Below are 24623 nucleotides of genomic sequence, written 5' to 3'. Positions count from 1 at the left end.
ATTACGCCGTTACCGGCAAAGCTCGGCATTGATCGCCCCAAGCACGGCGGCGGGATCCGAGGACTGGGTGATGGGACGCCCGATCACCAGATAATCCGCACCCGCCTCCACCGCTGCCAGCGGCGTCATGACGCGGCGCTGATCGCCGGCAGCCGATCCGCTCGGACGAATGCCCGGCGTCACCAGCTTGAATTCGGCCCCCAGCAGCCCCTTCAGCGCACTCGCCTCTTCCGCGGAGCAGACCACTCCATCCAGCCCGGCCGTCTTGGCAAGGGTGGCCAGGCGGATCACCTGTTCTGCCGGCGTCACATCCAGACCCAGGGGCGCCATGTCGGACTGCTCCATGCTGGTCAGCACGGTTACCCCGATGAGCAGGGGCGCCTTGTCGCCGTATGGCAGCAACGCCTCTCTGGCGGCACGCATCATGCGTTCGCCACCGCTGGCATGGACATTCACCATCCAGACGCCCAGCTCCGCACTGGCCGCCACCGCCTTTGCGACGGTGTTGGGAATATCGTGAAATTTCAGATCCAGGAAGACGTCGAACCCCTTGGCCACCAGTTGGCGAACGAACTGGGGACCAAACAGGGTAAACATCTCCTTGCCTACCTTGAGGCGGCACTGGGCCGGTGAGATCTGCTCAATGAAGGCAAAGGCGTCGGCTTCGTGCTGATAATCCAGCGCGACCAGTACTTTGGGGTCTTGCATGTCACTTCCTATGGATTGTTATGCCACAGCCAGGCGCAGCAGAGCCGGGGCCCGGTTGCACACTGGCATCTGAAATTCTTGGGTATCCGTGCTCGCCCGGGCGTGTTGGCCTCGCTGGCGTTTACTCTCCATCCAGCCCTCGGATCGGCTTGATGGTGCCCCACTGCCGGCAGGAAGGGCATTGCCAGAACAGCGAATGGGTGGCAAAGCCGCACTGACGGCACTTGTGGGTCGACTTGATCTTGATCTGCTCACCGACCAACTGTTGCAGCAGCTCCAGGCTCTCCTTGGCAGGCCCCTCCTCGGCACTGGCCAACTGGAAACCGACCAGCTGATAGAAGCCCTTCATGGAGGGGTGGCGACGCAGTTGGCGCAGCACCAGGGCCCGGGCCTGGCTCAACCCATCGCGGGCCTCCACCAGATTGGCCAGCGCCAGGGTCACGCTGACCCCCGCATGATCCTCTACCGCTTTTTCAAGCAGCGGGATCAGCTCCTGGCTGCGACCAAGCTGGCGATAGCATTCGAGCAGTTTCGGCATGGCTTCGGAGGCAAAGTCGATGTCCTGCTCGAACACCCGCAGGAGCTCCTTGGCCGCATCCTCGAACCTGCCCTCCTCCATCGCCAGATCGGCCAGCCGCAGGCTGGCGCGGGCACAGGCCGGGTGGGCACCGAGCGCACGCTTGAGCTTGGTGATGCCCGCAGGCTTGTCACCATCGCGCAAGGCACTCTCAGCCTGTTCGCAATAGAAGTGGGAAATGGGCTCGGCCAGCTTCTTGCCCTGGAATTTCTGCAGACGCACCGCCACGGCGATGGCATTGTCCCAGTCACGCAACTGCTGATGAATGATCAGGAGCTGTGCCAGAGCCGTCTCTTCGAAATCGCTGTCATCACACAGCTCTTTCCAGAGTGCTTCGGCCCGATCGAGCAAGCCGGCAGCCAGAAAGTCACGGGCCAGCTCCTGCAAGGCAAGCTGACGCTGCTCACGGGTCAGCTGACGGGCGACCAGGTTCTGGTGGATCTTGATGGCGCGATCGACCTCGCCCCGTTGACGGAACAGGTTGCCGAGGGAGAGGTGGGTTTCGATGGTTTCGCTGTCGACTTCCAGCAGCTGGATAAAGAGATCCACCGCCTTGTCCGACTCGTCAGAGAGCAAATAGTTGAGGCCCGCCACGTACTGGCGGGAAAACTGGTTACTCTGTTGCTGGGTGTCCTGGCGAACACTCCTGCGGCCCATGTACCAGCCATAACCGGCGGCGATGGGCAACAGCAGGAAAAGCAGTTCAAGCATCGAGGGACATTATTCCTTGGTTGTCGACCGGGCAAGCTCCAACTCGCGAGATTGACGACGCATGGTTCGGTTCAGGGTGCGATTTTGCAGTTTGAGACGCAGGAACAGCAGGCCAAACACCAGCCAGCCCAGCAGAAAGCCGCCGGCGAAGAAGAACCCCAGCAACATGGAGAGCGAGAACTCCCCCCGGGCAATCAGGTAGTTGAACTGCACCAGCTGACCATTTTGAGAACCAATGGCAAGGGTCAGGACAAACACCAGCACCAGTGGAATGAGGGCCAAGATACGCTTCATGGGAGCTCCCTGTCTGTAGCGAATGAGTGACTGATTATCCTTAAAATCACAGGCAGACTCTAGCGCGAATGGGAAAAGAGTGTGAGAAACCCGACAACGGGCAGACTCCAGGCCATAAAAATGAAAAAGGCATACTCAGGTATGCCGTTTTCTGCATTATTCGATGATGTTGACGCGTTCGCGCAACTCTTTGCCAGGTTTGAAGTGCGGGACATATTTCCCGGTCAGTTCAACCTTGTCCCCGGTCTTGGGGTTGCGACCCACGCGGGGCGCACGATAGTGCAGCGAGAAACTGCCAAATCCTCGGATTTCAATCCGGTCGCCGTTTTGCAAGGTCGATGCCATCTGCTCAAGGATCTCCTTGATGGCGGCTTCGACATCCTTGGCCGGCATATGCATGCGGCTGGCTGCCAGTTGTTCGATGAGATCTGATTTGGTCATAAGGTTAAATCTCCTTCCCCGATCACATGCAATAATCATTTTGCCAAGATAAAAAAGGGCGGCGCAATGCCGCCCTTTTCTTGCATCAAGGATTACTCACCCTTGGCGGCTTTGAACGCTTCCATCATGGCATTGCTGAACACAACTTCTTCTTGTTGGTTCAGGCTGTCGATGGCAACACGCTCGTCAGCCTCGTCCTTGGCACGGACAGACAGGCTTACGGTGCGGTTCTTGCGATCAACGCCCATGAATTTGGCTTCAACTTCGTCACCAACAGACAGCACCAGAGTGGCGTCTTCTACGCGGTCACGAGCAGCGTCGGAGGCACGCAGGTAGCCTTCTACGCCGTCAGCCAGTTCGATCACGGCACCCTTGGCATCAACCTCGGTAACCTTGCCCTTCACAATAGCACCTTTCTTGTTGTCAGACAGGTACTTATTGAACGGGTCTTCTTCGATCTGCTTGACGCCCAGGGAGATGCGCTCACGCTCCGGGTCCACTTGCAGAACAACGGCTTCGATTTCGTCGCCCTTCTTGAATTCACGCACGGCTTCTTCGCCCTGGTTGTTCCAGGAGATGTCAGACAGGTGAACCAGGCCATCGATGCCGCCATCCAGACCGATGAAGATACCGAAGTCAGTGATGGACTTGATCTTGCCGGAAACACGGTCGCCCTTGGCGTGAGTTTCGGCAAACAGCTGCCACGGGTTGGATTTGCACTGCTTCAGACCCAGGGAGATACGACGACGCTCTTCGTCGATGTCCAGAACCATCACGTCAACCACGTCGCCAACGTTGACAACCTTGGACGGGTGGATGTTCTTGTTGGTCCAATCCATCTCGGATACGTGTACCAGGCCTTCAACGCCTTCTTCGATTTCAACGAAGCAGCCGTAGTCGGTCAGGTTGGTCACGCGGCCAGACAGACGGGTGGTCTCCGGGTAACGCTTGGCGATAGCAACCCAGGGATCTTCGCCCAGCTGCTTCAGGCCCAGGGATACACGGGTACGCTCGCGGTCGAACTTCAGAACCTTGACAGCGATCTCGTCGCCAACATTGACGATTTCGGAAGGATGCTTAACGCGCTTCCACGCCATGTCGGTGATGTGCAGCAGGCCGTCAACACCGCCCAGATCTACGAATGCACCGTAGTCGGTCAGGTTCTTGACGATACCCTTAACTTCTTGACCTTCTTGCAGGTTGGCCAGCAGGCTTTCACGCTCGGAGGTGTTCTCGGTCTCGATCACGGCACGACGGGAAACAACAACGTTGTTGCGCTTCTGGTCCAGCTTGATGACTTTGAACTCGAGTTCTTTGTTTTCCAGGTGAGCGGTGTCACGGATCGGACGCACGTCAACCAGAGAACCCGGCAGGAAGGCACGGATGCCGTTCAGCTCAACGGTGAAACCACCCTTGACCTTGCCGTTGATGATACCGATAACGGTAGCTTGCTCTTCGTAAGCTTTTTCAAGCTGCAGCCAGGCTTCGTGGCGCTTGGCTTTTTCGCGGGACAGCTTGGTTTCGCCGAAACCATCTTCGATAGAGTCCAGAGCCACGTCAACGGAGTCACCTACGTTGATTTCCAGCTCGCCCATGGCGTTCTTGAATTCTTCAGCCGGGATAGCAGACTCGGATTTCAGACCGGCATCAACCAGTACGAAACCGTTCTCGATAGCAACGACAGTGCCCTTGACGATGGAACCTTGACGGGTTTCAACGGCGTTCAGGGACTCTTCAAAGAGTTGAGCAAAAGATTCGATCATTGTTTATGTCACAAATGAAACATCCACTTGTAATCCGGCACAAGCGGGGTTGTTTTAAATTATCTGCGCCATCCTTGGTGCAGACGACTGACATCAGTTTGCGCTGACATCACAAAGTTGTTGCTCTGCATAGGCAAGCACCGTTGCCAGCACTTCATCTATGGTCATGGACGTTGAGTCTACAACAAGAGCATCTTCCGCGGGTTTCAGGGGAGCGACGGCGCGATTTCTGTCGCGATCGTCACGTTCCCGAATCTCGGTTAAAAGACGCTCAAAGTTAACATCAAAGCCCTTATCTTGCAACTGCTTATAGCGGCGCTGGGCCCGCTCCTCGGCGCTGGCGTCGAGGAAAATCTTCACATCCGCCTCGGGGAAAACCACTGTCCCCATGTCGCGACCGTCGGCGATGAGACCGGGGGCTTGGCGAAATGCTCGCTGACGGCGCAGCAGGGCTTCACGTACCCGGGGAAACGCCGCAATTTTGCTGGCTGCGTTGCCCACTTCTTCAGTACGAATGGTGCGGGAAACATCCTCCCCTTCGAGGATCACCTTGACCAGCTCCCCTTCTACCTGGAATTGCACATCCAGATTGGCGGCCAGGGGAACCAATGCGGCTTCGGAATCGAGCTCCACATCGTGATGCAGGGCTGCCAGGGAGAGCACCCGGTAGATGGCACCGGAATCGAGCAGGTGCCAGCCCAGTTTTTCAGCCAGCAACTGGCACAAGGTGCCTTTTCCTGCTCCACTTGGGCCATCAATAGTCATCACGGGGGCCATCTGAGCCATAACGTTTCTCCTGCGCACTCGGCATCTTGACTGGTTGCACACATCCCTGTCGGGATGGGGTAATGGGCGCCGATTATACCCGAATGCGCCGTCGCTGGCAGTTGTCAGGGCACACAATTGCGCAAAAGTCGTCGCGATTGCACCTATTCTGACCAATCGGGTTAACCCACTTCTCACGCAAGGTTTTGTTCTTATGGTTGTTCCGGACAATGCGCGCTAAACTGGCCGCCCTTTTTTAAGCAGCTGTAGTCAGGAGCAACCATATGAGCAGCGTTACCCTCGTGGCCAAATCCAAGTTGCCGACCCCCTGGGGCACTTTCACGCTGGTTGGTTTTCAGGAAACCGGCACGGGCAAGGATCATGCCGCGCTGGTGATGGGCGATATCGCAGACGGCGAACCCGTGCTGGGACGCATTCATTCCGAGTGTCTGACCGGGGATGCCCTGTTCAGTCTGCGTTGTGACTGCGGCTTCCAATTGCAGGCCGCGCTGGAAAACATCGCCAAGGCGGGCCGCGGCGTCCTGCTGTATGTCCGTCAGGAAGGGCGAGGCATCGGCTTGCTCAACAAGATCCGGGCCTATCATCTGCAGGATCAGGGGGCCGATACCGTGGAGGCCAACGTGGCGCTTGGCTTTGCCGCCGACATGCGCGACTACACCATCTGTGCCGACATGCTCAAGGCGCTCGAGGTCAAGTCCCTGCGCCTGATGACCAACAACCCGCGCAAGTTGAAGGCGATGGAATCCTTTGGCATCCCGGTGGCGGAGCGCGTGCCCCTTCAGGAAGGTCGCAATCCCCACAACGAGTTTTATCTCTCCACCAAGGCAAACAAGCTGGATCACCTGTTCAAGAAATAAGGCTGCATCCACCTTGCCAGCATACGCCTCCAGATTGGAGGCGTTTTTATTGGTGATACCACTCAATCATTCAGTATTTGTAGCGCAATGGTGAGAAATATCCCTTTGTGACAGCAAAAAATCCCGCAATGCCCGGTTCGCCATGGAGAGCGGATCCCCCCGTCGCCAGGCTACGCAGAGATCCAGGAAGATGGGGGGTGAAAAAGGGATGCCGGTGAGGGCCGGCTCCTCTTCCAGCGCCATGCGCAGGAAGGTGGTCACGGCGAATCCCTGACGCACCACCGCCTTGAGCAGCGGGATGAGATTGCTTTCGAACGCGATGTCAGGCTCTACCCCCAGCCCCTGCGCCAACACCTCCATGTGTTCCCTGTGGTAGAAGCCTCGCCGGAACATGGCGAGCTCCTGGCCGAAGAACTGTGGCAGCGAGACCGCCTCAGCGCCACGCAGGGGGTGCTCCTCCCCCACCACCATCAGCATCTCTTCCCGCAGCAGTTGCGCCCCCTCGAGGGCCGGTGGCAGATCGCTGGTGATGAGGATGGCGAGATCCAGACTGCCATCCACCATGCGGCTGAGCAGCTCCCGGGTGCCCGCCTCCTCCACCCGGATCTTCAAGCCGGGGTAGCGATGCTTGAACGCCATCAGGATTGGCGGGAAGTAATAGGATCCCATCATGTAGGGGATGCCGATGCGCACCTCCCCCCGCTCCAGCCCCTTGAGCTCGGCCATCTCGGCCTCGGCCTGGTGCATCTGGCGCAGCAGCCGTTCGGCGTGGCGACAGAGGACCTCTCCCTCCGGGGTGAGGCGCACGCTGCGGTCCTGCCGGTCAAACAGCCGCAGATCGAGCTGCTGCTCCAGCTTGGCGATGGCCATGCTGACGGCAGGCTGGGCTACGTTCAGCCCCTGGGCCGCCCTGGTGAAGGAGCCGGCATCGCGCACCGCCAGCAGGTATCCGAGCTGTTTCAGATCCATATCAATTTCATTTATCAGGGTGATAACTTAAATATATTATATTTATACGTTTCGTCGCACTACCCTGCACAAAAGTCGTCGGGACAACTCCATATGATCGAAGTAGGCAGTCGCGAATGGATACGCGCCACCCTGGCCCTCAGCCTGGGTTCCTTCCTGGTATTCCTCAATCTCTACCAGACCCATCCCCTGCTGCCGCTCCTGGCAGAGGTTTTCTCCGTCAGCGCCCTGTCCGCCAGCTGGACGCTGGCAGGCTGCACCGCAGGGCTTGCAGGCTCCCTGCTCGTCTGTGCCCGTCTGGCTGATCGGTTCGGACGGCGGCGGATCATGCTGTGGACCCTGGCGGCCGCCATCCTGCTCTCCCTGTGCATCCCCTGGGTCACCCACTTTGATGTGCTGGTGAGCCTGCGCATCCTGCAAGGCGTCCTGCTGGCAGGGCTGCCCGCCACCGCCATTGCCTACATGGGGGAAGAGTTCAGCAAACGTGCCCTGATCGTAGCCGTCGGCGTCTATATCGCGGCCAACTCCCTGGGGGGCATCGCGGGCCGGGTGGTCGGCGGTCTGCTGGCTGGCTGGTTTGGTGACTGGCAGCACACTTTCCTCGGTATCGGGATCATCAGCCTCGCCCTGCTGCCACTGGTCATCTGGCTGCTGCCCGCCCAGCGCTGCTTCGTGGCCGTGGAGGCAGCGCCTGGGCAACTGCGCCGCGCCATCCAGAGTCACCTTGGCAATCCCCTGCTGGTGGGGGCCTATCTCATCGGTGGCCTCAACTTCATGGTCTTCCTGAACCAGTACAGCTATCTCACCTTCCTGCTGGCCAAGGCCCCCTTCTCCCTGCCGACCCAGTGGCTCGGCATGCTGTTTCTGACCTACCTCACCGGCACCGTCGCCTCTTCACTGAGCGGCCGCGGGGCACATCGCTGGGGAGCACATCGTCTGCTGCTGGCGGGAATAACCTTGATGGCACTCGGCAGCCTGGCCCTGTTGCAGGGGAGCCTTGTCGCCATCATCGGGGGATTGCTTGTCTCGAGCTTCGGCTTCTTCCTGGCCCACGCCTGCGCCAGCGCCTGGGTCGGCCAGCACGTAGAGCACAACCGGGCGCTCGCCTCGTCGCTCTATCTGGTGGGGTACTACCTGGGAGCCAGTCTGGGCGGGCTTTATCTGCATCCCTTCTGGGAGCAAGGGGGGCTATGGGGTCTGGTGCTCGGCATCGAGCTGGTGTTGATGATCACCGCGGGGTTGAGCCTCTGGCTCGGTCACTTGAAAGGACGTGTGGCGCCCGCTTGTGCGTTGACGCCACAGGGTCAGGCTCCCGTCAACGGGCCCTCCCCTCACAGACCGTCATAATAGTCCGCCGGTACCGGCACCACGGCGCCGGTACAGAGCTCTTCGTCGATCACCTCCTCAAGCGGGCGCAGATGAAACTTGATCTGCCCGGAGGGCAGCATCAATCCTATATCCGGATTGCGTCCGTCATCGATGTTGCCGGTCTTGAAGGGGACATCGGGATGCGTCGCCACCAAGGCCGTGAGCGAGGGCACCACCAGCTCGATATGTTCGAGCCCGGCCTGATGGCGTCGGCCCGCCTTGGGGGCGGCCAGTTCGATGCAGGGGACGGTCACCTGCTCCCAGCAGACGGGCTGGTGCAAGCGATAGGTGGCGATGGGACGCCCGCCTATCATCCCCTCCACCAGCAAGACTCCGTGGGCGGCCAGCACCGCTTTCAACTCCAGATATTCCGGCAGGGTGGCAGCGCGGTAGCAGAGGTGATCCACCACGGGGGAGTCCTTGACTCCCATGACGGCACGCATTTCCGTGAGCAGTTGGCAAACAAATGGGGCCATGGGCCCCAGTGTGGAATCCAGGGGATGTGACATGATCACCATTTCTTCTTGGGTTGGAACAGGACGTCCAGTTCGTCCGTCTCTTTGTCCTTGATGTTTTGCAGCTCCTTCTCGCTGTGCTGCTGCAGGTGTTCTTCCAGCTGGCGCATCCCCTGACGCATGTCCTCTTCCCGCGCCAGCAGGTAGGGATCCTTGTCGGTGACATTGGCCAGCGCCCCCAGCCCCTTGGTGTAGAGCTGGCGGCAGGTGCCGTACTGCCCCTGGATCTGGGCATCCATGGCCCGCTTGAGCAGGTTGGCGATGTTGATCTTGAGCTGCATCAGCTCGAGGCGGCGATCCTCCTGGGCAAAGCCCTGGGGATCTATCTTGCCCTTGTTGTGCTCGACACGCAGCACGGCCCGCATCTTCTTGGCCAGTTGCAGCATCTGGATGGCCTGGCGGTCGGACTCCGGCGTCTTGAAATGTCCCTCGTCCTGGCTGCTGTAGTTCTCCTGCACGTTCTTGATCTGGAGCTGGACGTCGGCGATGCGCTGCTTGACCTGCGCATTGGGCATCACCAGCGCGATGGCGCGGTAGGCATCCAGGATCCGGTGTTGCAACAGCAGCACCATGTTTTTGGAAAAGGGCACCAGATTGACGTTCAGCAACACCTCTTCAGTCTCGTCTGCCACCGCCTTGTGACGGGCAATGGCCTGGCGCTTGTCCGATTCGGCCTTCTGCTTGTATTGCTGCACCACGTTATAGGCGATGACCAGAAACAGGAGTGCGCCGATTGACAGCAATATCAGGGTTAAAATCATAGGGTGTTCACACTCCAGTCCCAATCCAATTGCGAGATCCTACAACAGCTTAGCCTCATAGGGTAGCGCCCAGATCCCGTATTGCCTCACAAGAACGCTCGCAGGCGGTGACCGCATCCGGTGCGTCATGCTCCATATCGCCCGCCGCCCCCATTACTTGAGGCAAAAACCCTTCGACTGCAGGAATCCCAGCATGAAGGGCCTCGCCTCCTTGCCCAGGATCCCCCTGATCTGTCCGCTCCAGGTCTGATCCTTGTTGTTGCTGCTGCGGGCCTGGTAGTAGTCGTGGATCTGCCTGTCATACCGGGCCAGCAGGGTGCGGTCCAGGGTGGCAGGATAGCGGTTCTCGTGCACCACCAGCGCCCGGGGCAGCCGCGGTTTTTGCTCCGGCCGCTGGGCGGGATGGCCCAGGCAGAGGCCAAACAGCGGGATCACCTGATGGGGCAGACCCAGCACCTCGCTCACCTCGGCCGGATTGTTGCGAATGCCGCCGATATAGACCCCGCCCAGCCCAAGTGACTGGGCCGCCAGTAAGGCATTTTGCGCCATCAGGGCGCCGTCGATGGCCCCGATCATGAGCTGCTCCACAAAGCCGGTGCGGGCCTCCGGCACTATCTGGCTGTGACGATGGTAGTCGGCACAAAACACCAGAAACTCCGCCGCCTCGACCACATAGGCCTGATGGCCGGCCAGCTCCGCCAGGGTGGCCCGCAGCCCCTTGTCGGTGACCCGGATGATGCTGTTGGCCTGGAGGAAGCTGGAGCTCGCGGCGCTCTGGGCGGCGCTCAGGATCTGATCCAGTTGCTCTGCGCTGACGGGCTCTGGGGTGAACTGGCGAATGGAGCGATGGGAAAGAATGAGATCGATGGTCGGGTTCATGGTACCTCCGGGATGAAGGTCACACTCTACCCAAAAAAAGCGGGGGGCCCAAGGCCCCCCGTCACCCTCAAGGGGCAGGATAGACATAGGGGGCCTGCAACCCAAGCGGGAACCCCAGCGCCCAGTAGAGCAGCAGGAAGCCCGTCCAGCTCACCAGGAAGGCCAGGGAGTAAGGCAACATCATGGAGACCAGGGTGCCGATGCCTGTGCTCTTCACATACTGCTGGCAATAGACCACCACCAGGGGGAAGAAGACCATCAGCGGGGTGATGATGTTGGAGGCGGAATCCCCCACCCGATACGCGGCCTGAGTCAGCTCGGGCGAGATCCCCACCGCCATCAGCATGGGCACCAGGATGGGGCTGATGAGGGCCCACTTGGCGGAGGCCGAGCCCACCACCAGGTTGACGGTGGCCGTCAGCAGTATGATGCCGACGATGGTCACCTCTCCCGGCAGCGCCAGGGCGTGAAGCACCTCGGCACCGGAGAGCGCCAGCAGGGTACCGAGGTTGGAATCCCCAAACGCCTTGATGAAGAGGGCGCAGAAGAAGGCCATCACCATGTAGGAGCCCATCTTGTTCATGGTGGCCGACATGGCGTCGATCACATCCTTGCCGCTCTTGAAGCTGCCGGCGACAAAGCCGTAGACGATCCCGGGCAGGATGAAGAGCAGGAAGATGAGGGGCACGATGGACTTCATCACCGGTGCGGCGAAGGTGGTGAGGGAACCGTCCGGTGCCCGCATCGGCGAGTCGCCGGGGGCCAGCGCCAGCCCCAGCAGCACCACGGCCGCCAGCATGGCGAACCCGGCCCAGTTGAAGGCCCGGCTCTCCTGGGCGCTGTAACGACCCATCTCGTCGGCGCTCTCCAGATCCTCGTTGAGGGGCACTTGCTTGAGGCGCGGCTCGACAATCTTCTCGGTGACAAACCAGCCCACGCAGATGATCAGCAAGGAAGAAGCACCGGTGAACATGATATTGCACAGGGTGTTGACCATGTAGTCAGGGTCGAACAACTGGGCTGCAGACTGGGTGAAACCCTGAAGCAGCGCATCCCCGCCGGAGGGCAGGAAGTTGGCGGCAAACCCGCCGGAAACCCCGGCAAAGGCTGCGGCAATCCCCGCCAGCGGGTGGCGACCCGCTGCATGGAAGATGATGCCGCCAATGGGGATCACCAGCACATAGCCCGCATCGGCGGCGGTATGGCTGACGATGGCCACCAGGATCAGCATGGGGGTCAGAAAGCGCGCCGGCGTCACCTTGAGCAGCTTCTTGAGCCCGGTGTTGATGAAACCGGACTGTTCAGCCACCCCGACCCCCAGCATGGCCACCAGCACGATGCCAAGGGGAGCAAACCCGGTGAACGTGGTAACCATGCTGGCGAGAAAGTCCGCCAGCCCTGCCCCGGTCAACAGGTTGTTGATGACCACGGCCTCTCCGGTGCGGGGATTGACCAGATCGAAGGAGAACTGGGAGCCTATCCAGGAGCCGACCCAGACGATCAGCAAGGCATAGAGGAAGAGCATGGCGGGATCCGGCAGCTTGTTGCCCGCCTTCTCCACCCCGTTCAGAAAGCGGTTCAACCAGCCGTTGGGAGGGGCCGGACGCTCGTTCACTGCAGCTTGACTCATTATGGTGATACTCCATTACCAAGGAATGAGCGCGCATACTAGCGATAACGTCTAATGGATCCCATGATATGAGACAAAAATTCGATTAATTATGTTTAATTTGGCATCTCGCACTTCATAATTGGGAGATGCCGCACATTTATCGACAACTTGCTCAATGGTTTGCGAGGGGATAGCGACCCAGCCGGCACTGTACTGCGAACCCCGCCGCCGCCACCTCTTCCGGTGTCATGGGACGGCTGAACAGGAACCCCTGGAAGACGTGGCAACCCTGGGTCTGCAGGGCCGCGAGCTCGTGCTCCTCCTCCACCCCTTCCGCCAGGATCCCTAGCCCCAGACTGGTGGCCATGGCCACCGTCGCCCGGATCACCGGCAGGTTGAGCCCCACCACGAAGGAGCGGTCCAGCTTGATGGTGTCGATGGGCAACCGGTTGAGGTAGGCCAGGGAGGAGTAGCCCGTCCCGAAGTCGTCGATGGCGATCTTGATCCCCTGCTCGCTCAGGGCGTCGAGGATCTCGATGCACCCCTTCATGTCGAGCATCAGCACCGTCTCGGTCAGCTCCAGGGTCAGCAGCGCCGCCTCCACCGAGAATGCCTCGAGCAGTTGGGCCACCAGCTCCGGCAAACTGGCAGAGAGCTGGAAGCCCGAGAGATTGACCGACACCGGCACCCTCACCCCGTCCTGTCGCTGCCACTCCCCCATCTGGGCCAATGCGGTGGAAAGCACCCAGCTTCCAATTTCCCGGATGAGCCCCATCTCTTCGGCCAGCGGAATGAACTCCGCCGGCGACACATGGCCGAGCACGGGATTGTACCAGCGTACCAGGGCCTCGAAACCGATGACCCGACCTTGCGCCACATCCACCTGGGGCTGATAGCGCAGGCTGAGCTCCCCCCGACCGACGGCCTTGGCCAGAAACTGCTTGAGGGTCAGCTTGCGATGCAGGCTTTGCTGCATGCTGGGGGTGAAGCGCTGCCAGCGAAGCCGCCCCATCTGCTTGGCCTGGTACATGGCCATGTCGGCACGGGTGATGAGGTTGTCGCCGTCATCCGCGTCGTCCGGGTAGATGGCGATGCCAATGCTGCCGCCGATGGTGACCTCGGGGACACCACTCAGCTGCAGTGGCTTGCTCATCTGGGAGAGCATGAGATCCGCCACCTCCTGGGCCCGATCGCTCGCCTGGTTGAGGGGCACCAGGGCGGTGAACTCGTCCCCGCCAAGGCGCGCCAGCTCCACGTCCCGCGGGCAGATCTGCTTGAGCCGTCCGGCGACCCGCTCCAGCAGGCGATCCCCTGCCTTGTGGCCGTAGTTGTCATTGACCAGTTTGAAGTTGTCCAGATCCATGAACACCAGGGCAAAGCGCCCCCCGAGGCCGCAATAGGCTTCCAGGGATTTCATCAGGCCGTAGCGGTTGAGCAGCCCGGTGAGGGAGTCGTGCCAGGCCAGGTGGCGATGCTCCAGCTCTTCGAGCTTGCGATCCGTGATGTCCCGCATGGTCAGCAGGATCCGTGCCCCCTGCTGGATATGGCGAAACTGGTACTGGAACCAGCGCATCCCCTTCTGGGTGCGGCACTCCCCTTCGGCCACCACTTCGTCCAGACGAGAGAGGCGACGATAGAAGGCCTCGTCCGCACCGGAGAAGATCTGGGGCAGCGTCAGAATGCCGGTGCCAAAGCACATGTCGAAGTGATGGTTGCCGCTCTCGAGGCGCCCCTCGTTGTCAAAGAGACAGGCCAGGGTGTCGCCGGTGGCGAGGGAGGACTCCTGATAGAGGGTGTCGGCATCGATGACCGCTTCCGCCATCATCATCTGCCTTCCGGCAAGCTGGATCCCGGAAAGACGCAGATAGACCTGCTTCTTGACCCCCTTGGGCGAGAGGGTCCACCACTCGTTGTAACTGCGCTCCTGCTGGAAATCGCCGAGATAGCGCTGCAGCAACAGATCGATGGCGGCGGCCATGTCGGCGGAGAAATCCCGGGACTTCAGCTCGGCCAGGGAGCTCGCCTCCCAGAGCCCGAGGGCAGCATCGTTGGCCCAGTAAATATGATGACGCTGGATGTCATAGACCCAGACAGGCGTGTGGAGGACATCCATCACGGTGAGCAGGCGTTCGTCTAGCGTATTCATGTTGAGTGATGATTCATGCTGAAAGCTCATGGTCGAACCAGTCGCTTGCGCCCCCTGACAGGAGCATTCACGCTGGTACAAAATCCGTTCCGGCCCATAATCGGATAACAAACGGATGAAAAAAGGCCGAAATCATATGAAAACGCTACATGTGATCCCCATGGTACGAAGAAATGGACTCACACTGGTATTGTTGGGCATGGTGATAACCATTGCTATGATTTTTATACTTTTTTTTCTTCGTGAACAACTACTAATCCCCGCCATTTCCCTCCTCCTGGCGGGCCTGATGACAATTCTTGTCGGGGTTTGGAAACTGGGTGAGCCTCATTTTAGTCTCTCTTTGTGTCAGGACTGCCTGCAATACCATCACAAGTACGGCGGCTGGATCCTGAAATGGAGAAATATTCAGCGAATTGACCAACCACGTATCCATTTGGGGTGGGATCTGGTGGAGCTGCCCTACATCGGTTTGAAAATAAAGGATTACGACGCTTTTTTGACGCTGATCACACCCCGGCTCGCCGTCCGTCTGCTCACTGAGCAGCGCGCCGTGCTGATGCAGGCCATGCGAAGCGAGCGCCCCGACTGCCCGACCGGAGGGTGCGGCAGTGGGCTCCTGGGAGAGGGACTGCTGGAGGAGAGCCGCTTCTGCTCACCCTCCGGCCAGCGCTATGAGGGGGTGATCGCCATGCTCGGCAACCGGATGGCACGGCTGCGTGACCTGCTGGGGTACGATCTGCTGGTGCCCGACAACAGCCTGGACAGATCCCCGGAAGATTTCGTCCATCTGCTCCAGCAATACCAGCGCGAGTCGAATCTAATCCAGATCAATTAAACGCCGGATTGCGCTTGCCAAGCCCGGTGACTCTTCATAAGGTCACTGGCTTGTTACAGCCAGAACACCCCCTAAAACCGCTTATGAAGTACATCGAAGAGTTCTATCTGTTCGTCAAGGTGGTGCAAGAGGGCGGTTTCTCCCACGCCGCCGCTGCGCTGGGCATGCCGACCGGCACCATCAGTCGACGTATCTCCCAACTGGAAGAGCAGCTCGGATGCAGCCTGCTGCACAGATCCACCCGCAAGCTGCGTCTCACGGACGAAGGGCTGCGCTATTACGAGCGCCTCTGTACCCCCCTGGCAGAGATAGAGCAGGCCACCGGCGAAATCAGGGGTGAGGAGACGGACATCAGCGGCCTCATCCGCCTCGCGGCCCCCATCGCCCTCTCCAACACCATCCTGGTCGACATGCTGGCGGACTTCGGCCTGCGCTATCCCGGGGTACAGTTCGACATCCGCCAGTCCAACGATCATGCCCTCCAGGCGGATCAGGACAGGGACCTGGTCTTTTTCAACGGCGAGCTTCCCCAGACCCTGCCCAACGCCCTCTGCCTGGGCCACATCCAGTACGGTCTGTTCGCCTCCCCCCTCTATCTGGAGAAGATGGGTGTGCCCTCCCACCCGACCCAGCTGGAAGAGCACGATCTCATCTACTGCTGGCCCCACCAGCACTGGCAACTGAGCGGGCGGGACGAACAGACGGTCTGCATCAAGCGCACACCCCGCCTTTGCATCGACCAGACCCAGGCCGCCGTGCGAGCAGCCCAGCGCCACCTCGGCATCGTCAACGCCCCGCAGCACTATGTGCACCCCTTCCTGCAAGATGGTCAGCTCGTCCCCGTCCTGCCTGACTGGCAGTCGGGAAAACGTCCCTTCTACATGCTCCATTGCCAGCCCCGGTTCACCCCGTTGCGTGTTAAGATGTTCGCCGATTTCGTCGAGAAGCACTCCGAGCGCTATCGTACCCGCCAGCAGAACGATCAATTTTCACCGGCGCAGCCGCTGCCCGTTGCATCTGACGGCTGATGACCCACACTTAGCGCAATCCTCGTTGCACAGGTCGGCTAACACTATGAATGTATTGATATGTGATGACTCCGGGTTCGCGCGCAAACAGCTGGTGCGCGCCCTGCCCGCCGATTGGGGTGTCACCTTGCACCAAGCCGCGGACGGACTGGAAGGGGTCGAGCAGATCCTGATGGGGCACGGGGACCTGATCTTTCTCGATCTCACCATGCCGGAGATGGACGGATATGGGGTTCTCGAGACCCTCAAGCGAGAGGGGGTGCGCAGCAAGGTGATCGTGGTCTCCGGCGACATCCAGCCGGAAGCCCATGAGCGTGTCATGGCTCTTGGCGCCCTCGATTTCATCAAGAAGCCGGCCTCCCCGGACACCCTCCTTGCCCTGCTCAAGCGCCACGGTCTGTGGCAATCAGCCACCCAGGTGACGGCCATCCAGCCCCAGCCCGTCGCCAGCCACCAGGCTGCCCAGAGCAGCATCCAGTTCACCCCCGAGCTGCGGGATGTCTATCAGGAACTGGCCAACGTCGCCATGGGCCAGGGGGCGGATCTGCTGGCCCGCCTGCTCGGCGCCTTCGTGCTGCTCCCCATCCCCAACGTCAACGTGCTGGAGGTCTCCGAGCTGCACATGGCGCTTTCGGCCGCCGCCGAGTCGGAGACGCTCTCCGCGGTCTGCCAGGGCTTCATCGGGGCCGGGATCGCCGGGGAGGCCCTGCTGCTGTTCCACGATGCCAGCTTCCAGGACCTGGCCCGCCTGATGAACCATCAGGGGGAGCTGGATCACGGCGCCGAGCTGGAACTGCTGATGGACACCGCCAACGTGCTGATCGGTGCCTTCCTGCGCGGCTACGCCAACCAGCTCGACACCCCTTTTAGCCAGGGTCACCCCGTGGTGCTGGGCCAGCACAGGCCCATTCAGGATCTCATTCGGACCAACCAGAGCCGCTGGCGCCGCACTCTGGCCATCGAGATCAACTATCGGGTGCAGGGCTATGCGGTGCAGTGCGATCTCTTGCTGCTGTTTACCGAAGATTCCATCGCCACCATGAACAACAAGATCATGCACATGCTCTGACCGCCCGCGGCAGCAACCACCAGGAGTGACCATGGACATTCGGGAATTTCATTGGCTGATGAACATCGTCCAGAATCTGGACGTGGGGCTGGTCGTGCTCGACAGGGAGTACCGGATCCAGGTGTGGAACGGCTTCATGGAGAGTCACAGCGGCCGGCTGGCAGGCGAGGTGCGCGATCAAGGGCTGTTCTCGCTCTTCCCCGATGTGGACAAGGCCTGGTTCGAGCGCAAGGCCAACATGGTGTTCAAGCTCAACAACCGTGCCTTCAGCACCTGGGAGCAGCGCCCCTACCTGTTGCGCTTCTCCAACTACCGCCCCATCACGGGATCGGCCCCCTACATGTACCAGAACCTGACCCTGGTGCCGCTGGCCGACTTCGCCGGAGAGGTCACCCACCTGGCCATCATGATCTATGACGCCACCGACGAGGCCATGCTGATCACCGGCCAGCGCCAGGGATGACCGCCCCTGCCATGACAACAAGGGCGCCTAATGGCGCCCTTGTTGTTGCGATGGGGAATGGCGTCAGCCACTCAGGTACTCGGTGAAGGCGTCTATCACCTCGTCGATGTCATCGTCGGTGATCTGCAGGTGGGTCACCAGCCTGAGCTCCCCGTAGCCGGAGAAGAGAATACCGCGCTCCTTCATGAAACCCAGCAAGGTGGCGGGATCCCCCTGGGTCAGGCGCAGGAATACCATGTTGGTCTGCACCTCCCCCATGTTGAGTGTGATGCCTGGCAACGCGGCCAGCCCCTCTGCCAGACGCCTAGCGCGGCGATGATCATCCGCCAGCCGGGCAACGTGCTGATCCAGCGCGAACAGGGCGGCCTGGGCCAGGATCCCTCCCTGGCGCATGCCGCCCCCCAGCATCTTGCGCAGCCGTCTGGCGCGGGCGATGAACGCAGCCGATCCCACCAGCAGGGAACCCACCGGTGCTCCCAGTCCCTTGGAGAGGCAGACAGAGATGCTGTCAAAAGGCGCCGCGATGGCGGCCACCGGTTCCCCGCTCGCCACCACCGCATTGAAGAGGCGAGCCCCGTCCAGGTGCAGCTTCAACCCCTTCTCGTCGACGAATTCGCGCATGGCGCGCAGGTAGGTCAATGGCAGCACCTTGCCGTTATGGGTATTTTCCAGGCAGACGAGGCGCGTCTGGACGAAATGGGGATCATCGGGAGCGATGGCCCCCCGCACATCCTCGATGGCCAGAGTGCCGTCCGCCTGCATGGGGACGGATTGCAGGGCCACCGAGCCCAGCACGGCAGAGCCCTGGGCCTCGTAGCGATAGATGTGGGAAGCCGCCCCCAGCACGGCTCCTTCCCCACGCTGGCAGTGACTCATCATGGCCAGCAGGTTGGACATGGTGCCAGAGGGCACGAACAGGGCCGCCTCCTTGCCAAGCAGTTCGGCGCCGCGGCGCTCCAGCGCATTGATGCTGGGATCTTCCCCATAGACATCGTCTCCCACCTCGGCATGCAGCATGCTCTGGCGCATGGCTTCCGTGGGTTGGGTCACGGTATCACTTCGTAAATCGATATAGCGCATGTCATCCTCCTGATGCAGGACGATGACATTAACCAGCCGACACCCGGCTGGCAAGAAACGGCAAGCGGGAATGTGAGCCCGGCGGCTCACCAGGGCAGCGACTGACCCTGCAGATCCACGAAACGGCCCGAGTGCGCGGGCGTCAGTGTGGCCATCAGATCCAGCAGGCGGACGGCGACCTCGGCGGGATCCTGCAGCAGGGCGGGATCCATCTCCTGAAGAAAAGGTTGCTGCATGGAGGTATTCATGAGGCCGGGATGCACTGTGATGACACCGGCGCCGGGAAAACGTCCGGCCCACTCACCCGCCAGGATCCGGGATCCCATGTTGAGGGCGGCCTTGCTCATGCGGTAGCTGTAGTGGCACATGGCCTCCTGGCCCCCCTCCTCCAGGCTTCCCGCCCGATCCGAAAGGGTGCAGAGCCAGAGCGTGCTCTGGGGCATCATGCGCCGGCTCAGATTGGCACCAAGGGCCAGGTGGGGCCAGGCATTGGCCAGCAGACTCTCTTCGAGCCATTGGGGGGTCACCTCCTCCACCCGCCGCTCCGGCATGTGGGCAAGATCATGGAGCAGGCCTATGGTGTTGATCACCACCGTCGGCAGGGTGGTGCTGTCATAGAGGGTGAAGAGGGCCTCAAAAGAGAGCGAGTCCACCTCCTGCAGCGGAAAGTAGCAGGCGGGATCCAGCCCCCTGGGCAGTTGCCTGCCCGCCAGCAACCACTCTTCGCCCCGTCTGGCCAGCTCCCGTGCCAGCGCACTGCCCAACCCGCCACTGCCCAGGATCAGATAGCTCATCTGCGTGTCCTTGGATTTGATCACTGCTTAGAGGGTATCAGAAGAATGGCGGACTGCCGGGAGCCCCCGTCAGGCTCAGGCCTCGGCCAGATGGCGCCCAAACTCCCGCGCCCGGGCCAGGTCCAGAAAACCGTCCGCCTGCTTGTGGCTGCGCAGGAACTGGTAATAGGCGAGCAGGGTCACCAGTTGCTCCTCGTCCGGCATGGGCTTTCCCGGACGGGTCTCCTGCACCAGCGACCCCGCCGCCGCCAGCGCGTCCCTGTCCACCACCTCGGCCTGACGATAGAGATACCCGCAACCGGTGGCGAGCCACTCCAGCGAGCAGTTGGCCCCCATGGCAATCTGGTTCGCCTTGCCAAGGCCGGGCTCGGCCCCTTTCAGATATTTGCGGATCAGGGCTTCACTCAACCCCACCTTGCGGGCAAAGGCGCTCACGCTCCCCTCCCCGATCAGGCTTTGCAGCCTGGCGGCAAATCCTTCCATCACCCCTTCTCCTCTCACTGACACCGGGATCTTGACCCGTCGGAGTCAGAACCATAGTTCGAATTCGCGAAGGGGGCATTATTGCCTTGTCCGCCGGAAGAGACCAAGATGCTGGCACATGATTTTGCCCCTTTCTTTTCGCATTGTTATCTCCAGAGGAGTCACCATGTCCGTATCCCGTCTGGCCCTGCATGAGCAAGGCCCCACCTTCTCCCGCCTCATCATGGGCTATTGGCGCCTGATGGAGTGGCAGCTCTCCCCCGCCGCCCTGCTGGACCTGATGAAATATCACCTTGATCTCGGGGTCACCACCATCGATCACGCCGACATCTACGGTGGCTACCAGTGCGAGGAGGCCTTCGGCCATGCCTTGCGCCTGGAGCCCTCCCTGCGCGATCGCATGGAGATCGTCAGCAAGTGCGGCATCGCCCTCACCGCCAATCCGGCCCACGCCCTGAATCACTACAACACCGGCAAGGGACACATCGTCGCCAGTGCCGAAGCCTCCTTGCAAAAGCTCGGCACCGATCATCTGGATCTGTTGCTGATCCATCGCCCCGACCCCCTGATGAACGCCGACGAGGTGGCCGACGCCTTCATCACCCTCAAGCAGGCAGGCAAGATCAAGCACGCCGGGGTCTCCAACTTCACGCCCCACCAGTTCGCCCTGCTGCAATCCCGCCTGCCCTTCCCTCTGGTCACCAACCAGCTGGAGATCTCCCCACTCCATCAGGAGGGGACGCTGGATGGAGCCCTGGATCAATGCCAGCAACTGCGCATCAAGCCCATGGCCTGGTCCTGCCTTGGCGGCGGGCGGCTGTTCCATGCCCCCGACTATGCCCCGCTGCGGTCGGAACTCGAGCAGATCCGCCAGGAGGTGGGCGCCGACTGTCTGGAGCAGGTGGTCTACGCCTGGGTGATGATGCTGCCGAGTCAGCCGCTGCCCCTCATCGGCTCCGGCAAACGGGAGCGGATCGCCGCCGCCGTGACAGCCGAGTCCATTGAGCTCACTCGCCAGCAGTGGTTCCGCATCCGCAAGGCCGCTCTGGGTTATGACGTTCCCTGAGTCTGCACCAGACCCTGAAAACAAAAACGGCATGGAGGATTCCATGCCGTTTTCCGTTATCGAGACGATTCAACGATGGCGCTGGGGGCGACCACGGGGTGCATCCGTCTTCGGTTTGGCCTGATTGACCGTGATGGTGCGGCCGCCGACCTCGGTGCCGTGCAACTCGGCGATGGCCTTCTCGGCCTCACCATTGACCGGCATTTCAATGAAACCAAACCCCTTGGACTGACCGGTATCGCGGTCGATGATGATATCGACCTTGTCTACCTGCCCAAATTGGCTGAACACGGTTGTCAGTTCGTCGGCCGTCATCCGGTACGACAGATTACCTACGTAAATCTTCATGCCATCCACTCTCGATTCAAGGTGCCTTATCTATGCATCCACCGACCTGGGAGTAAGGGCACAACCCCCCTGCCGGACCAGCCACGGCATCATGCCATGGCACTTCCAGCTTCGTATCCCAAGTCCTTGATCTCTTGGGTTATCAGAGCAGGAAAGATCAAATCGAATCAGAGGCAGTATCTGAGCATTGGGATGAATTGTCGAGAAAATAGTCAGAGCGGGTGCAGCTCGGCCAGCAATGTGCCGAGGGCACGACGCCCATGCCAGGCACGTTTGAACCCGAATCGATAGACCCCGGGGGCCACTTCGTGAGTCCCTTCCCGGGACAACCCGAGCAGGCTGGTGGCCGTCGCCAGGGTCACCTCATCCAGCCCGAGATCCAGGCTGAAATCGAGCCACTGGCCATCGTGTCCCACCTTTCGATCCCGCTCCATGCCCACCAGCACAGCCCTGGGCAGCGCCAAGGCCCGGTCTTCGCCGCCATTGAGCAGATAGAGATGACGTTCATCCCAGGCAAGCTCCGCCAGACGCCAGCGCTGCCAGTTGCGCGGCAACACCATCATCACCAGCACGATACCGCCAAAGACCACCCCGACCCAGGGCAGCAGGCCCATGTCGGGATATCCCAGCCAGAGGGCGGCCACCACAGTGGCGAGACTCGCCAGCAACAGGCAGATCATCACCCCGTAAAACCGCCGGGCCGGGGGCATCAGCCAGCGCACGTTCTCTTGCGCTGCCAGCTCACTGACTCTCATCTTCTCTTCTCCTTCTGTGATGCGAACGGCCTTGCCGTCGCTGCGTTGCCGCGCATTGTGCGCGAGCGACGCGCCGCGATGCAACCGCCACCGCGACACGGATGACGGCCAGCCGCCACTCTTGGTATGCTTGGGGCTGTCTGAGCCCGCACTGGGCGCCATCCCGGGAGTCCCATGTTCGCCACCGCCCTGCTCTTGTCCGCGAGCACACTCTATGCCGAGGCCATCGGCGGCTACTCCGCCGGCTGCCTGAAAAATGCCGTGGCCCTGCCCCTCGAAGGTCCTGGTTATCAGGTGATCCGCACCAAACGGCTGCGCTATTACGGTCACCCCGACCTCATCCATTACCTGCAGCATCTGGCCAACCAGACCAGACTGGCCGGCATGCCGGATCTCTATATCGCCGACCTCGCCATGATGCACGGGGGGCCCTTTACCTCAGGTCATCGCAGCCACCAGACCGGCCTGGATGCCGACATCTGGTTCAGGATGGCTGACAGACCCATCAGCCGCTGGGAGCAGGATGCCCCCAGGGAGTGGGCGCTGATCGACGAACCCAGCTACCGGATACTGCCCGGCCGATTCGGTCCCAGGCAGCTCAATCTGCTGCGCCTTGCGGCCGATCGCCCCGAGGTGGCGCGCATCTTCGTCAACCCCGTCATCAAGGCCGAGGTGTGCAAACAGGCACCCGGTGAAGCCTGGGTCGGCAAGCTGCGCCCCTGGGTCGGCCACTTCAGCCACTTTCACGTGCGCCTGCGCTGCCCGGCAAACAGTCCGGACTGCCAGTCCCAGGCTCCCATTCCCCCCGGCAATGGCTGTGGGGAGGAGCTGGCCTCCTGGCTCAAGGACAAACCCCAGCTGCCCAAGGTGTCGATGAGCTACCGCGCCCCCCTCTTACCCAGGCGTTGTGAGGGCTGACCACAAGCTGTTATGGTGAACCTATTTCCGAGAGAAATATCAATGGAGAACAACAAGATGGCCACTTCACTCTGGCAGCGTGGTACCCGTGCCCTGCTGACCCTGACCCTGCTGCTGGGTTTGACCGGCTGCGGCATGAACACCATTCCGACCCTGGATGAGCAGGTCAAGGCGAGCTGGGGACAGGTCGAGAACCAGTACCAGCGCAGGGCCGATCTCATTCCCAACCTGGTGGCCACCGTCAAGGGGTACGCCAGCCACGAGCAGGAGACCCTCAAGGCTGTCACCGATGCCCGTGCCCGAGTCGGCAGCGTGCAGGTGAGTGACCCCTCCCAGCTCAAGGCGTTCGAGGCGGCGCAGGAGCAGCTCTCCAGCGCCCTCTCCCGGCTGATGGTGGTGGTCGAGCGCTACCCGGATCTGAAGGCCGATCAGCAGTTCCTGACCCTGCAGGCCCAGTTGGAAGGCACCGAGAATCGCATCGCGGTGGCCAGACGGGATTACATCGAAGCAGTACGCCAGTTCAATACCGAGATCCGTACCTTCCCCGGGGTCATCTGGTCCAAGCTGCTTTACTCCGATCTGGAAGCCAAACCCACCTTCAGCGCCAAACCCGGTGCCGATGAGGCGCCCAAGGTCAGCTTCCAATGAACGTGATGAGACACTGGCTGGCGCTCTGTCTGCTGCTCTGTGCCACGGCACTGCATGCCGCCCCCGATTTCCCGGCCCTGACCGGGCGGGTGGTGGACGAGGCCAATCTGATGTCCCGCAAGCAGGCCCACCAACTCGCACAGCAACTGGCCGTCTTCGAGAAGCGCAGCGGCGTCCAGCTGGTGGTGGTCTCCATCGACACGCTGGCGGGGGATACCATCGAAGAGTACGGCTACCAGCTCGGTCGCCACTGGGGCATCGGCCAAAAAGGCAAGAACAACGGCGTTCTGCTGATCATCGCCCAGGACGAGCGCAAGGTGCGCATCGAGGTGGGTTATGGTCTGGAAGGTGCCCTGCCCGACGCCATCGCCGCCAATATCATCCAGACCCGGATCCTGCCCGCCTTCAAGCGCGGTGACATGGTGGCCGGCATCCTCGCCGGCAGCCAGGGCATCATGCAGGCCCTGGCCGGGGAGTATCAGCCCGTGGACAACACCAGCAAGGCCGACAAGCAGGGAGGTCCCTGGCTCTTCATCCTGGTGGTGATTGCGATGATCGTGCTGCACAACCTGCGCGGCGGCGGCGGTGGGCCGGGAGGACGTCGCCGGGCCGCCTACATGGCCGGTGGATTCGGTGCCGGCTCCTTTGGCGGCCGCACTGGCGGTGGTGGTGGCGGTTTCAGTGGTGGCGGCGGCAGCTTTGGCGGCGGCGGTGCATCTGGCGGTTGGTAATCAGGGAAAAAGAGA

At 61.2% G+C, this 24623-nt stretch carries 27 protein-coding genes; 10 read left to right on the top strand and 17 right to left on the bottom strand.

The window, feature by feature from the left end:
* Positions 1-9: 9 nt before the first annotated feature.
* The 6 genes from pyrF to cmk form a co-directional block, all read right to left on the bottom strand.
* Positions 10-708, bottom strand: coding sequence for an orotidine-5'-phosphate decarboxylase (gene pyrF, locus I6L48_RS12820; RefSeq protein WP_039038689.1), 699 nt, complete (start codon positions 706-708; stop codon positions 10-12).
* A 121-nt stretch (positions 709-829) separates the two neighbouring features.
* Positions 830-1996 carry a lipopolysaccharide assembly protein LapB gene (gene lapB / locus I6L48_RS12815; RefSeq protein WP_069651372.1) on the bottom strand — a complete coding sequence of 389 codons (1167 nt, stop codon included), beginning with the start codon at positions 1994-1996 and terminating at the stop codon, positions 830-832.
* Positions 1997-2005: 9 nt separating this feature from the next.
* Complete coding sequence (locus I6L48_RS12810) at positions 2006-2290, bottom strand: LapA family protein (protein WP_216987297.1); 285 nt, start codon at positions 2288-2290, stop codon at positions 2006-2008.
* A 156-nt stretch (positions 2291-2446) separates the two neighbouring features.
* Positions 2447-2731 carry an integration host factor subunit beta gene (gene ihfB, locus I6L48_RS12805; protein WP_005299934.1) on the bottom strand — a complete coding sequence of 95 codons (285 nt, stop codon included), beginning with the start codon at positions 2729-2731 and terminating at the stop codon, positions 2447-2449.
* A gap of 92 nt (positions 2732-2823) precedes the next feature.
* The gene (rpsA, locus tag I6L48_RS12800) at positions 2824-4494 is read right to left on the bottom strand and encodes a 30S ribosomal protein S1 (RefSeq protein ID WP_010675001.1); all 1671 of its coding nucleotides are present in this window, start codon (positions 4492-4494) and stop codon (positions 2824-2826) included.
* 93 nt (positions 4495-4587) lie between these two features.
* Positions 4588-5280, bottom strand: a complete 693-nt coding sequence (gene cmk, locus I6L48_RS12795) for a (d)CMP kinase (protein ID WP_113070141.1) — start codon at positions 5278-5280, stop codon at positions 4588-4590.
* Between the two features lie 263 nt (positions 5281-5543).
* On the opposite strand from cmk, the gene ribA reads away from it, so the two are divergent.
* Positions 5544-6137: a GTP cyclohydrolase II gene (ribA, locus tag I6L48_RS12790; RefSeq protein WP_010675003.1), complete on the top strand. Its 594-nt coding sequence runs from the start codon at positions 5544-5546 to the stop codon at positions 6135-6137.
* Between the two features lie 66 nt (positions 6138-6203).
* Here the strand turns inward: ribA and I6L48_RS12785 are convergent, their stop codons facing one another.
* Positions 6204-7106 (bottom strand): LysR family transcriptional regulator, encoded by a 903-nt coding sequence (locus I6L48_RS12785; protein ID WP_113070140.1) that lies wholly within the window; start codon positions 7104-7106, stop codon positions 6204-6206.
* Positions 7107-7199: 93 nt separating this feature from the next.
* Here I6L48_RS12785 and I6L48_RS12780 point away from each other — a divergent pair, with 93 nt between their 5' ends.
* Positions 7200-8453 (top strand): MFS transporter, encoded by a 1254-nt coding sequence (locus tag I6L48_RS12780; protein WP_041211552.1) that lies wholly within the window; start codon positions 7200-7202, stop codon positions 8451-8453.
* On the opposite strand, the gene I6L48_RS12775 is transcribed toward I6L48_RS12780, so the two are convergent.
* The 5 genes from I6L48_RS12775 to I6L48_RS12755 form a co-directional block, all read right to left on the bottom strand.
* Positions 8438-8992 (bottom strand): VOC family protein, encoded by a 555-nt coding sequence (locus tag I6L48_RS12775; RefSeq protein WP_216987296.1) that lies wholly within the window; start codon positions 8990-8992, stop codon positions 8438-8440. The genes I6L48_RS12780 and I6L48_RS12775 overlap by 16 nt on opposite strands.
* Positions 8986-9750, bottom strand: a complete 765-nt coding sequence (locus tag I6L48_RS12770) for a hypothetical protein (protein WP_010675007.1) — start codon at positions 9748-9750, stop codon at positions 8986-8988. Before I6L48_RS12770 ends, I6L48_RS12775 begins: the two co-directional genes overlap by 7 nt.
* Before the next feature lie 153 nt (positions 9751-9903).
* Positions 9904-10629 carry an oxygen-insensitive NADPH nitroreductase gene (gene nfsA / locus I6L48_RS12765; RefSeq protein ID WP_216987295.1) on the bottom strand — a complete coding sequence of 242 codons (726 nt, stop codon included), beginning with the start codon at positions 10627-10629 and terminating at the stop codon, positions 9904-9906.
* Positions 10630-10696: 67 nt separating this feature from the next.
* A complete protein-coding gene (locus tag I6L48_RS12760; RefSeq protein ID WP_113070138.1) occupies positions 10697-12259 on the bottom strand; it encodes an AbgT family transporter in 1563 nt (520 codons plus the stop codon).
* A 154-nt stretch (positions 12260-12413) separates the two neighbouring features.
* Positions 12414-14354, bottom strand: a complete 1941-nt coding sequence (locus tag I6L48_RS12755; RefSeq protein WP_039038812.1) for a bifunctional diguanylate cyclase/phosphodiesterase — start codon at positions 14352-14354, stop codon at positions 12414-12416.
* Positions 14355-14502: 148 nt separating this feature from the next.
* Here I6L48_RS12755 and I6L48_RS12750 point away from each other — a divergent pair, with 148 nt between their 5' ends.
* The 4 genes from I6L48_RS12750 (at position 14503) to I6L48_RS12735 (ending at position 17785) form a co-directional block, all read left to right on the top strand.
* Positions 14503-15225, top strand: a complete 723-nt coding sequence (locus I6L48_RS12750) for a DUF2982 domain-containing protein (RefSeq protein ID WP_319911464.1) — start codon at positions 14503-14505, stop codon at positions 15223-15225.
* An 83-nt stretch (positions 15226-15308) separates the two neighbouring features.
* Entirely contained in the window at positions 15309-16253 is a 945-nt protein-coding gene (locus tag I6L48_RS12745; RefSeq protein WP_039038698.1) for a LysR family transcriptional regulator, read from the top strand.
* A gap of 46 nt (positions 16254-16299) precedes the next feature.
* The gene (locus I6L48_RS12740; protein ID WP_041211557.1) at positions 16300-17322 is read left to right on the top strand and encodes a response regulator; all 1023 of its coding nucleotides are present in this window, start codon (positions 16300-16302) and stop codon (positions 17320-17322) included.
* Positions 17323-17353: 31 nt separating this feature from the next.
* Positions 17354-17785 carry a PAS domain-containing protein gene (locus I6L48_RS12735; RefSeq protein ID WP_039038700.1) on the top strand — a complete coding sequence of 144 codons (432 nt, stop codon included), beginning with the start codon at positions 17354-17356 and terminating at the stop codon, positions 17783-17785.
* A gap of 63 nt (positions 17786-17848) precedes the next feature.
* On the opposite strand, the gene ltaE is transcribed toward I6L48_RS12735, so the two are convergent.
* The 3 genes from ltaE to I6L48_RS12720 all read right to left on the bottom strand — a co-directional run bounded on the left by ltaE (position 17849) and on the right by I6L48_RS12720 (position 20142).
* Entirely contained in the window at positions 17849-18865 is a 1017-nt protein-coding gene (gene ltaE, locus I6L48_RS12730; protein ID WP_113070137.1) for a low-specificity L-threonine aldolase, read from the bottom strand.
* A gap of 86 nt (positions 18866-18951) precedes the next feature.
* The gene (locus tag I6L48_RS12725; RefSeq protein WP_103260271.1) at positions 18952-19659 is read right to left on the bottom strand and encodes a short-chain dehydrogenase; all 708 of its coding nucleotides are present in this window, start codon (positions 19657-19659) and stop codon (positions 18952-18954) included.
* 75 nt (positions 19660-19734) lie between these two features.
* On the bottom strand, positions 19735-20142 hold the full coding sequence (locus I6L48_RS12720) for a transcriptional regulator (RefSeq protein ID WP_042016637.1): 408 nt from the start codon (positions 20140-20142) through the stop codon (positions 19735-19737).
* Between the two features lie 166 nt (positions 20143-20308).
* Here I6L48_RS12720 and I6L48_RS12715 point away from each other — a divergent pair, with 166 nt between their 5' ends.
* Positions 20309-21208 carry an aldo/keto reductase family oxidoreductase gene (locus I6L48_RS12715; RefSeq protein ID WP_113070136.1) on the top strand — a complete coding sequence of 300 codons (900 nt, stop codon included), beginning with the start codon at positions 20309-20311 and terminating at the stop codon, positions 21206-21208.
* A gap of 69 nt (positions 21209-21277) precedes the next feature.
* Here the strand turns inward: I6L48_RS12715 and I6L48_RS12710 are convergent, their stop codons facing one another.
* Positions 21278-21523 (bottom strand): RNA-binding protein, encoded by a 246-nt coding sequence (locus tag I6L48_RS12710; RefSeq protein WP_010675019.1) that lies wholly within the window; start codon positions 21521-21523, stop codon positions 21278-21280.
* 245 nt (positions 21524-21768) lie between these two features.
* Complete coding sequence (locus tag I6L48_RS12705; RefSeq protein WP_039038705.1) at positions 21769-22311, bottom strand: hypothetical protein; 543 nt, start codon at positions 22309-22311, stop codon at positions 21769-21771.
* 174 nt (positions 22312-22485) lie between these two features.
* Here I6L48_RS12705 and mepA point away from each other — a divergent pair, with 174 nt between their 5' ends.
* Genes mepA through I6L48_RS12690 form a run of 3 tightly spaced genes read left to right on the top strand, consistent with a single transcriptional unit; the run spans position 22486 to position 24608 of the window.
* Positions 22486-23229: a penicillin-insensitive murein endopeptidase gene (mepA, locus tag I6L48_RS12700; protein WP_113070135.1), complete on the top strand. Its 744-nt coding sequence runs from the start codon at positions 22486-22488 to the stop codon at positions 23227-23229.
* A gap of 42 nt (positions 23230-23271) precedes the next feature.
* Positions 23272-23877, top strand: coding sequence for a LemA family protein (locus I6L48_RS12695; protein WP_010675022.1), 606 nt, complete (start codon positions 23272-23274; stop codon positions 23875-23877).
* On the top strand, positions 23874-24608 hold the full coding sequence (locus I6L48_RS12690) for a YgcG family protein (RefSeq protein WP_045524444.1): 735 nt from the start codon (positions 23874-23876) through the stop codon (positions 24606-24608). Before I6L48_RS12695 ends, I6L48_RS12690 begins: the two co-directional genes overlap by 4 nt.
* Positions 24609-24623 lie beyond the last annotated feature (15 nt).

Origin of the sequence: Aeromonas sp. FDAARGOS 1418, assembly GCF_019048585.1 — a bacterium.
Lineage (GTDB): Bacteria > Pseudomonadota > Gammaproteobacteria > Enterobacterales > Aeromonadaceae > Aeromonas > Aeromonas caviae.
This window is presented reverse-complemented; position numbering and strand designations above follow the sequence as displayed.

Bases quoted from the DNA above. Each gene is read 5' to 3' on its own strand.
- pyrF (WP_039038689.1), bottom strand. From the start codon at position 708: ATGCAAGACCCCAAAGTACTGGTCGCGCTGGATTATCAGCACGAAGCC.
- lapB (WP_069651372.1), bottom strand. From the start codon at position 1,996: ATGCTTGAACTGCTTTTCCTGCTGTTGCCCATCGCCGCCGGTTATGGC.
- I6L48_RS12810 (WP_216987297.1), bottom strand. From the start codon at position 2,290: ATGAAGCGTATCTTGGCCCTCATTCCACTGGTGCTGGTGTTTGTCCTG.
- ihfB (WP_005299934.1), bottom strand. From the start codon at position 2,731: ATGACCAAATCAGATCTCATCGAACAACTGGCAGCCAGCCGCATGCAT.
- rpsA (WP_010675001.1), bottom strand. From the start codon at position 4,494: ATGATCGAATCTTTTGCTCAACTCTTTGAAGAGTCCCTGAACGCCGTT.
- cmk (WP_113070141.1), bottom strand. From the start codon at position 5,280: ATGGCTCAGATGGCCCCCGTGATGACTATTGATGGCCCAAGTGGAGCA.
- ribA (WP_010675003.1), top strand. From the start codon at position 5,544: ATGAGCAGCGTTACCCTCGTGGCCAAATCCAAGTTGCCGACCCCCTGG.
- I6L48_RS12785 (WP_113070140.1), bottom strand. From the start codon at position 7,106: ATGGATCTGAAACAGCTCGGATACCTGCTGGCGGTGCGCGATGCCGGC.
- I6L48_RS12780 (WP_041211552.1), top strand. From the start codon at position 7,200: ATGATCGAAGTAGGCAGTCGCGAATGGATACGCGCCACCCTGGCCCTC.
- I6L48_RS12775 (WP_216987296.1), bottom strand. From the start codon at position 8,992: ATGGTGATCATGTCACATCCCCTGGATTCCACACTGGGGCCCATGGCC.
- I6L48_RS12770 (WP_010675007.1), bottom strand. From the start codon at position 9,750: ATGATTTTAACCCTGATATTGCTGTCAATCGGCGCACTCCTGTTTCTG.
- nfsA (WP_216987295.1), bottom strand. From the start codon at position 10,629: ATGAACCCGACCATCGATCTCATTCTTTCCCATCGCTCCATTCGCCAG.
- I6L48_RS12760 (WP_113070138.1), bottom strand. From the start codon at position 12,259: ATGAGTCAAGCTGCAGTGAACGAGCGTCCGGCCCCTCCCAACGGCTGG.
- I6L48_RS12755 (WP_039038812.1), bottom strand. From the start codon at position 14,354: ATGGATGTCCTCCACACGCCTGTCTGGGTCTATGACATCCAGCGTCAT.
- I6L48_RS12750 (WP_319911464.1), top strand. From the start codon at position 14,503: ATGAAAAAAGGCCGAAATCATATGAAAACGCTACATGTGATCCCCATG.
- I6L48_RS12745 (WP_039038698.1), top strand. From the start codon at position 15,309: ATGAAGTACATCGAAGAGTTCTATCTGTTCGTCAAGGTGGTGCAAGAG.
- I6L48_RS12740 (WP_041211557.1), top strand. From the start codon at position 16,300: ATGAATGTATTGATATGTGATGACTCCGGGTTCGCGCGCAAACAGCTG.
- I6L48_RS12735 (WP_039038700.1), top strand. From the start codon at position 17,354: ATGGACATTCGGGAATTTCATTGGCTGATGAACATCGTCCAGAATCTG.
- ltaE (WP_113070137.1), bottom strand. From the start codon at position 18,865: ATGCGCTATATCGATTTACGAAGTGATACCGTGACCCAACCCACGGAA.
- I6L48_RS12725 (WP_103260271.1), bottom strand. From the start codon at position 19,659: ATGAGCTATCTGATCCTGGGCAGTGGCGGGTTGGGCAGTGCGCTGGCA.
- I6L48_RS12720 (WP_042016637.1), bottom strand. From the start codon at position 20,142: ATGGAAGGATTTGCCGCCAGGCTGCAAAGCCTGATCGGGGAGGGGAGC.
- I6L48_RS12715 (WP_113070136.1), top strand. From the start codon at position 20,309: ATGTCCGTATCCCGTCTGGCCCTGCATGAGCAAGGCCCCACCTTCTCC.
- I6L48_RS12710 (WP_010675019.1), bottom strand. From the start codon at position 21,523: ATGACGGCCGACGAACTGACAACCGTGTTCAGCCAATTTGGGCAGGTA.
- I6L48_RS12705 (WP_039038705.1), bottom strand. From the start codon at position 22,311: ATGAGAGTCAGTGAGCTGGCAGCGCAAGAGAACGTGCGCTGGCTGATG.
- mepA (WP_113070135.1), top strand. From the start codon at position 22,486: ATGTTCGCCACCGCCCTGCTCTTGTCCGCGAGCACACTCTATGCCGAG.
- I6L48_RS12695 (WP_010675022.1), top strand. From the start codon at position 23,272: ATGGAGAACAACAAGATGGCCACTTCACTCTGGCAGCGTGGTACCCGT.
- I6L48_RS12690 (WP_045524444.1), top strand. From the start codon at position 23,874: ATGAACGTGATGAGACACTGGCTGGCGCTCTGTCTGCTGCTCTGTGCC.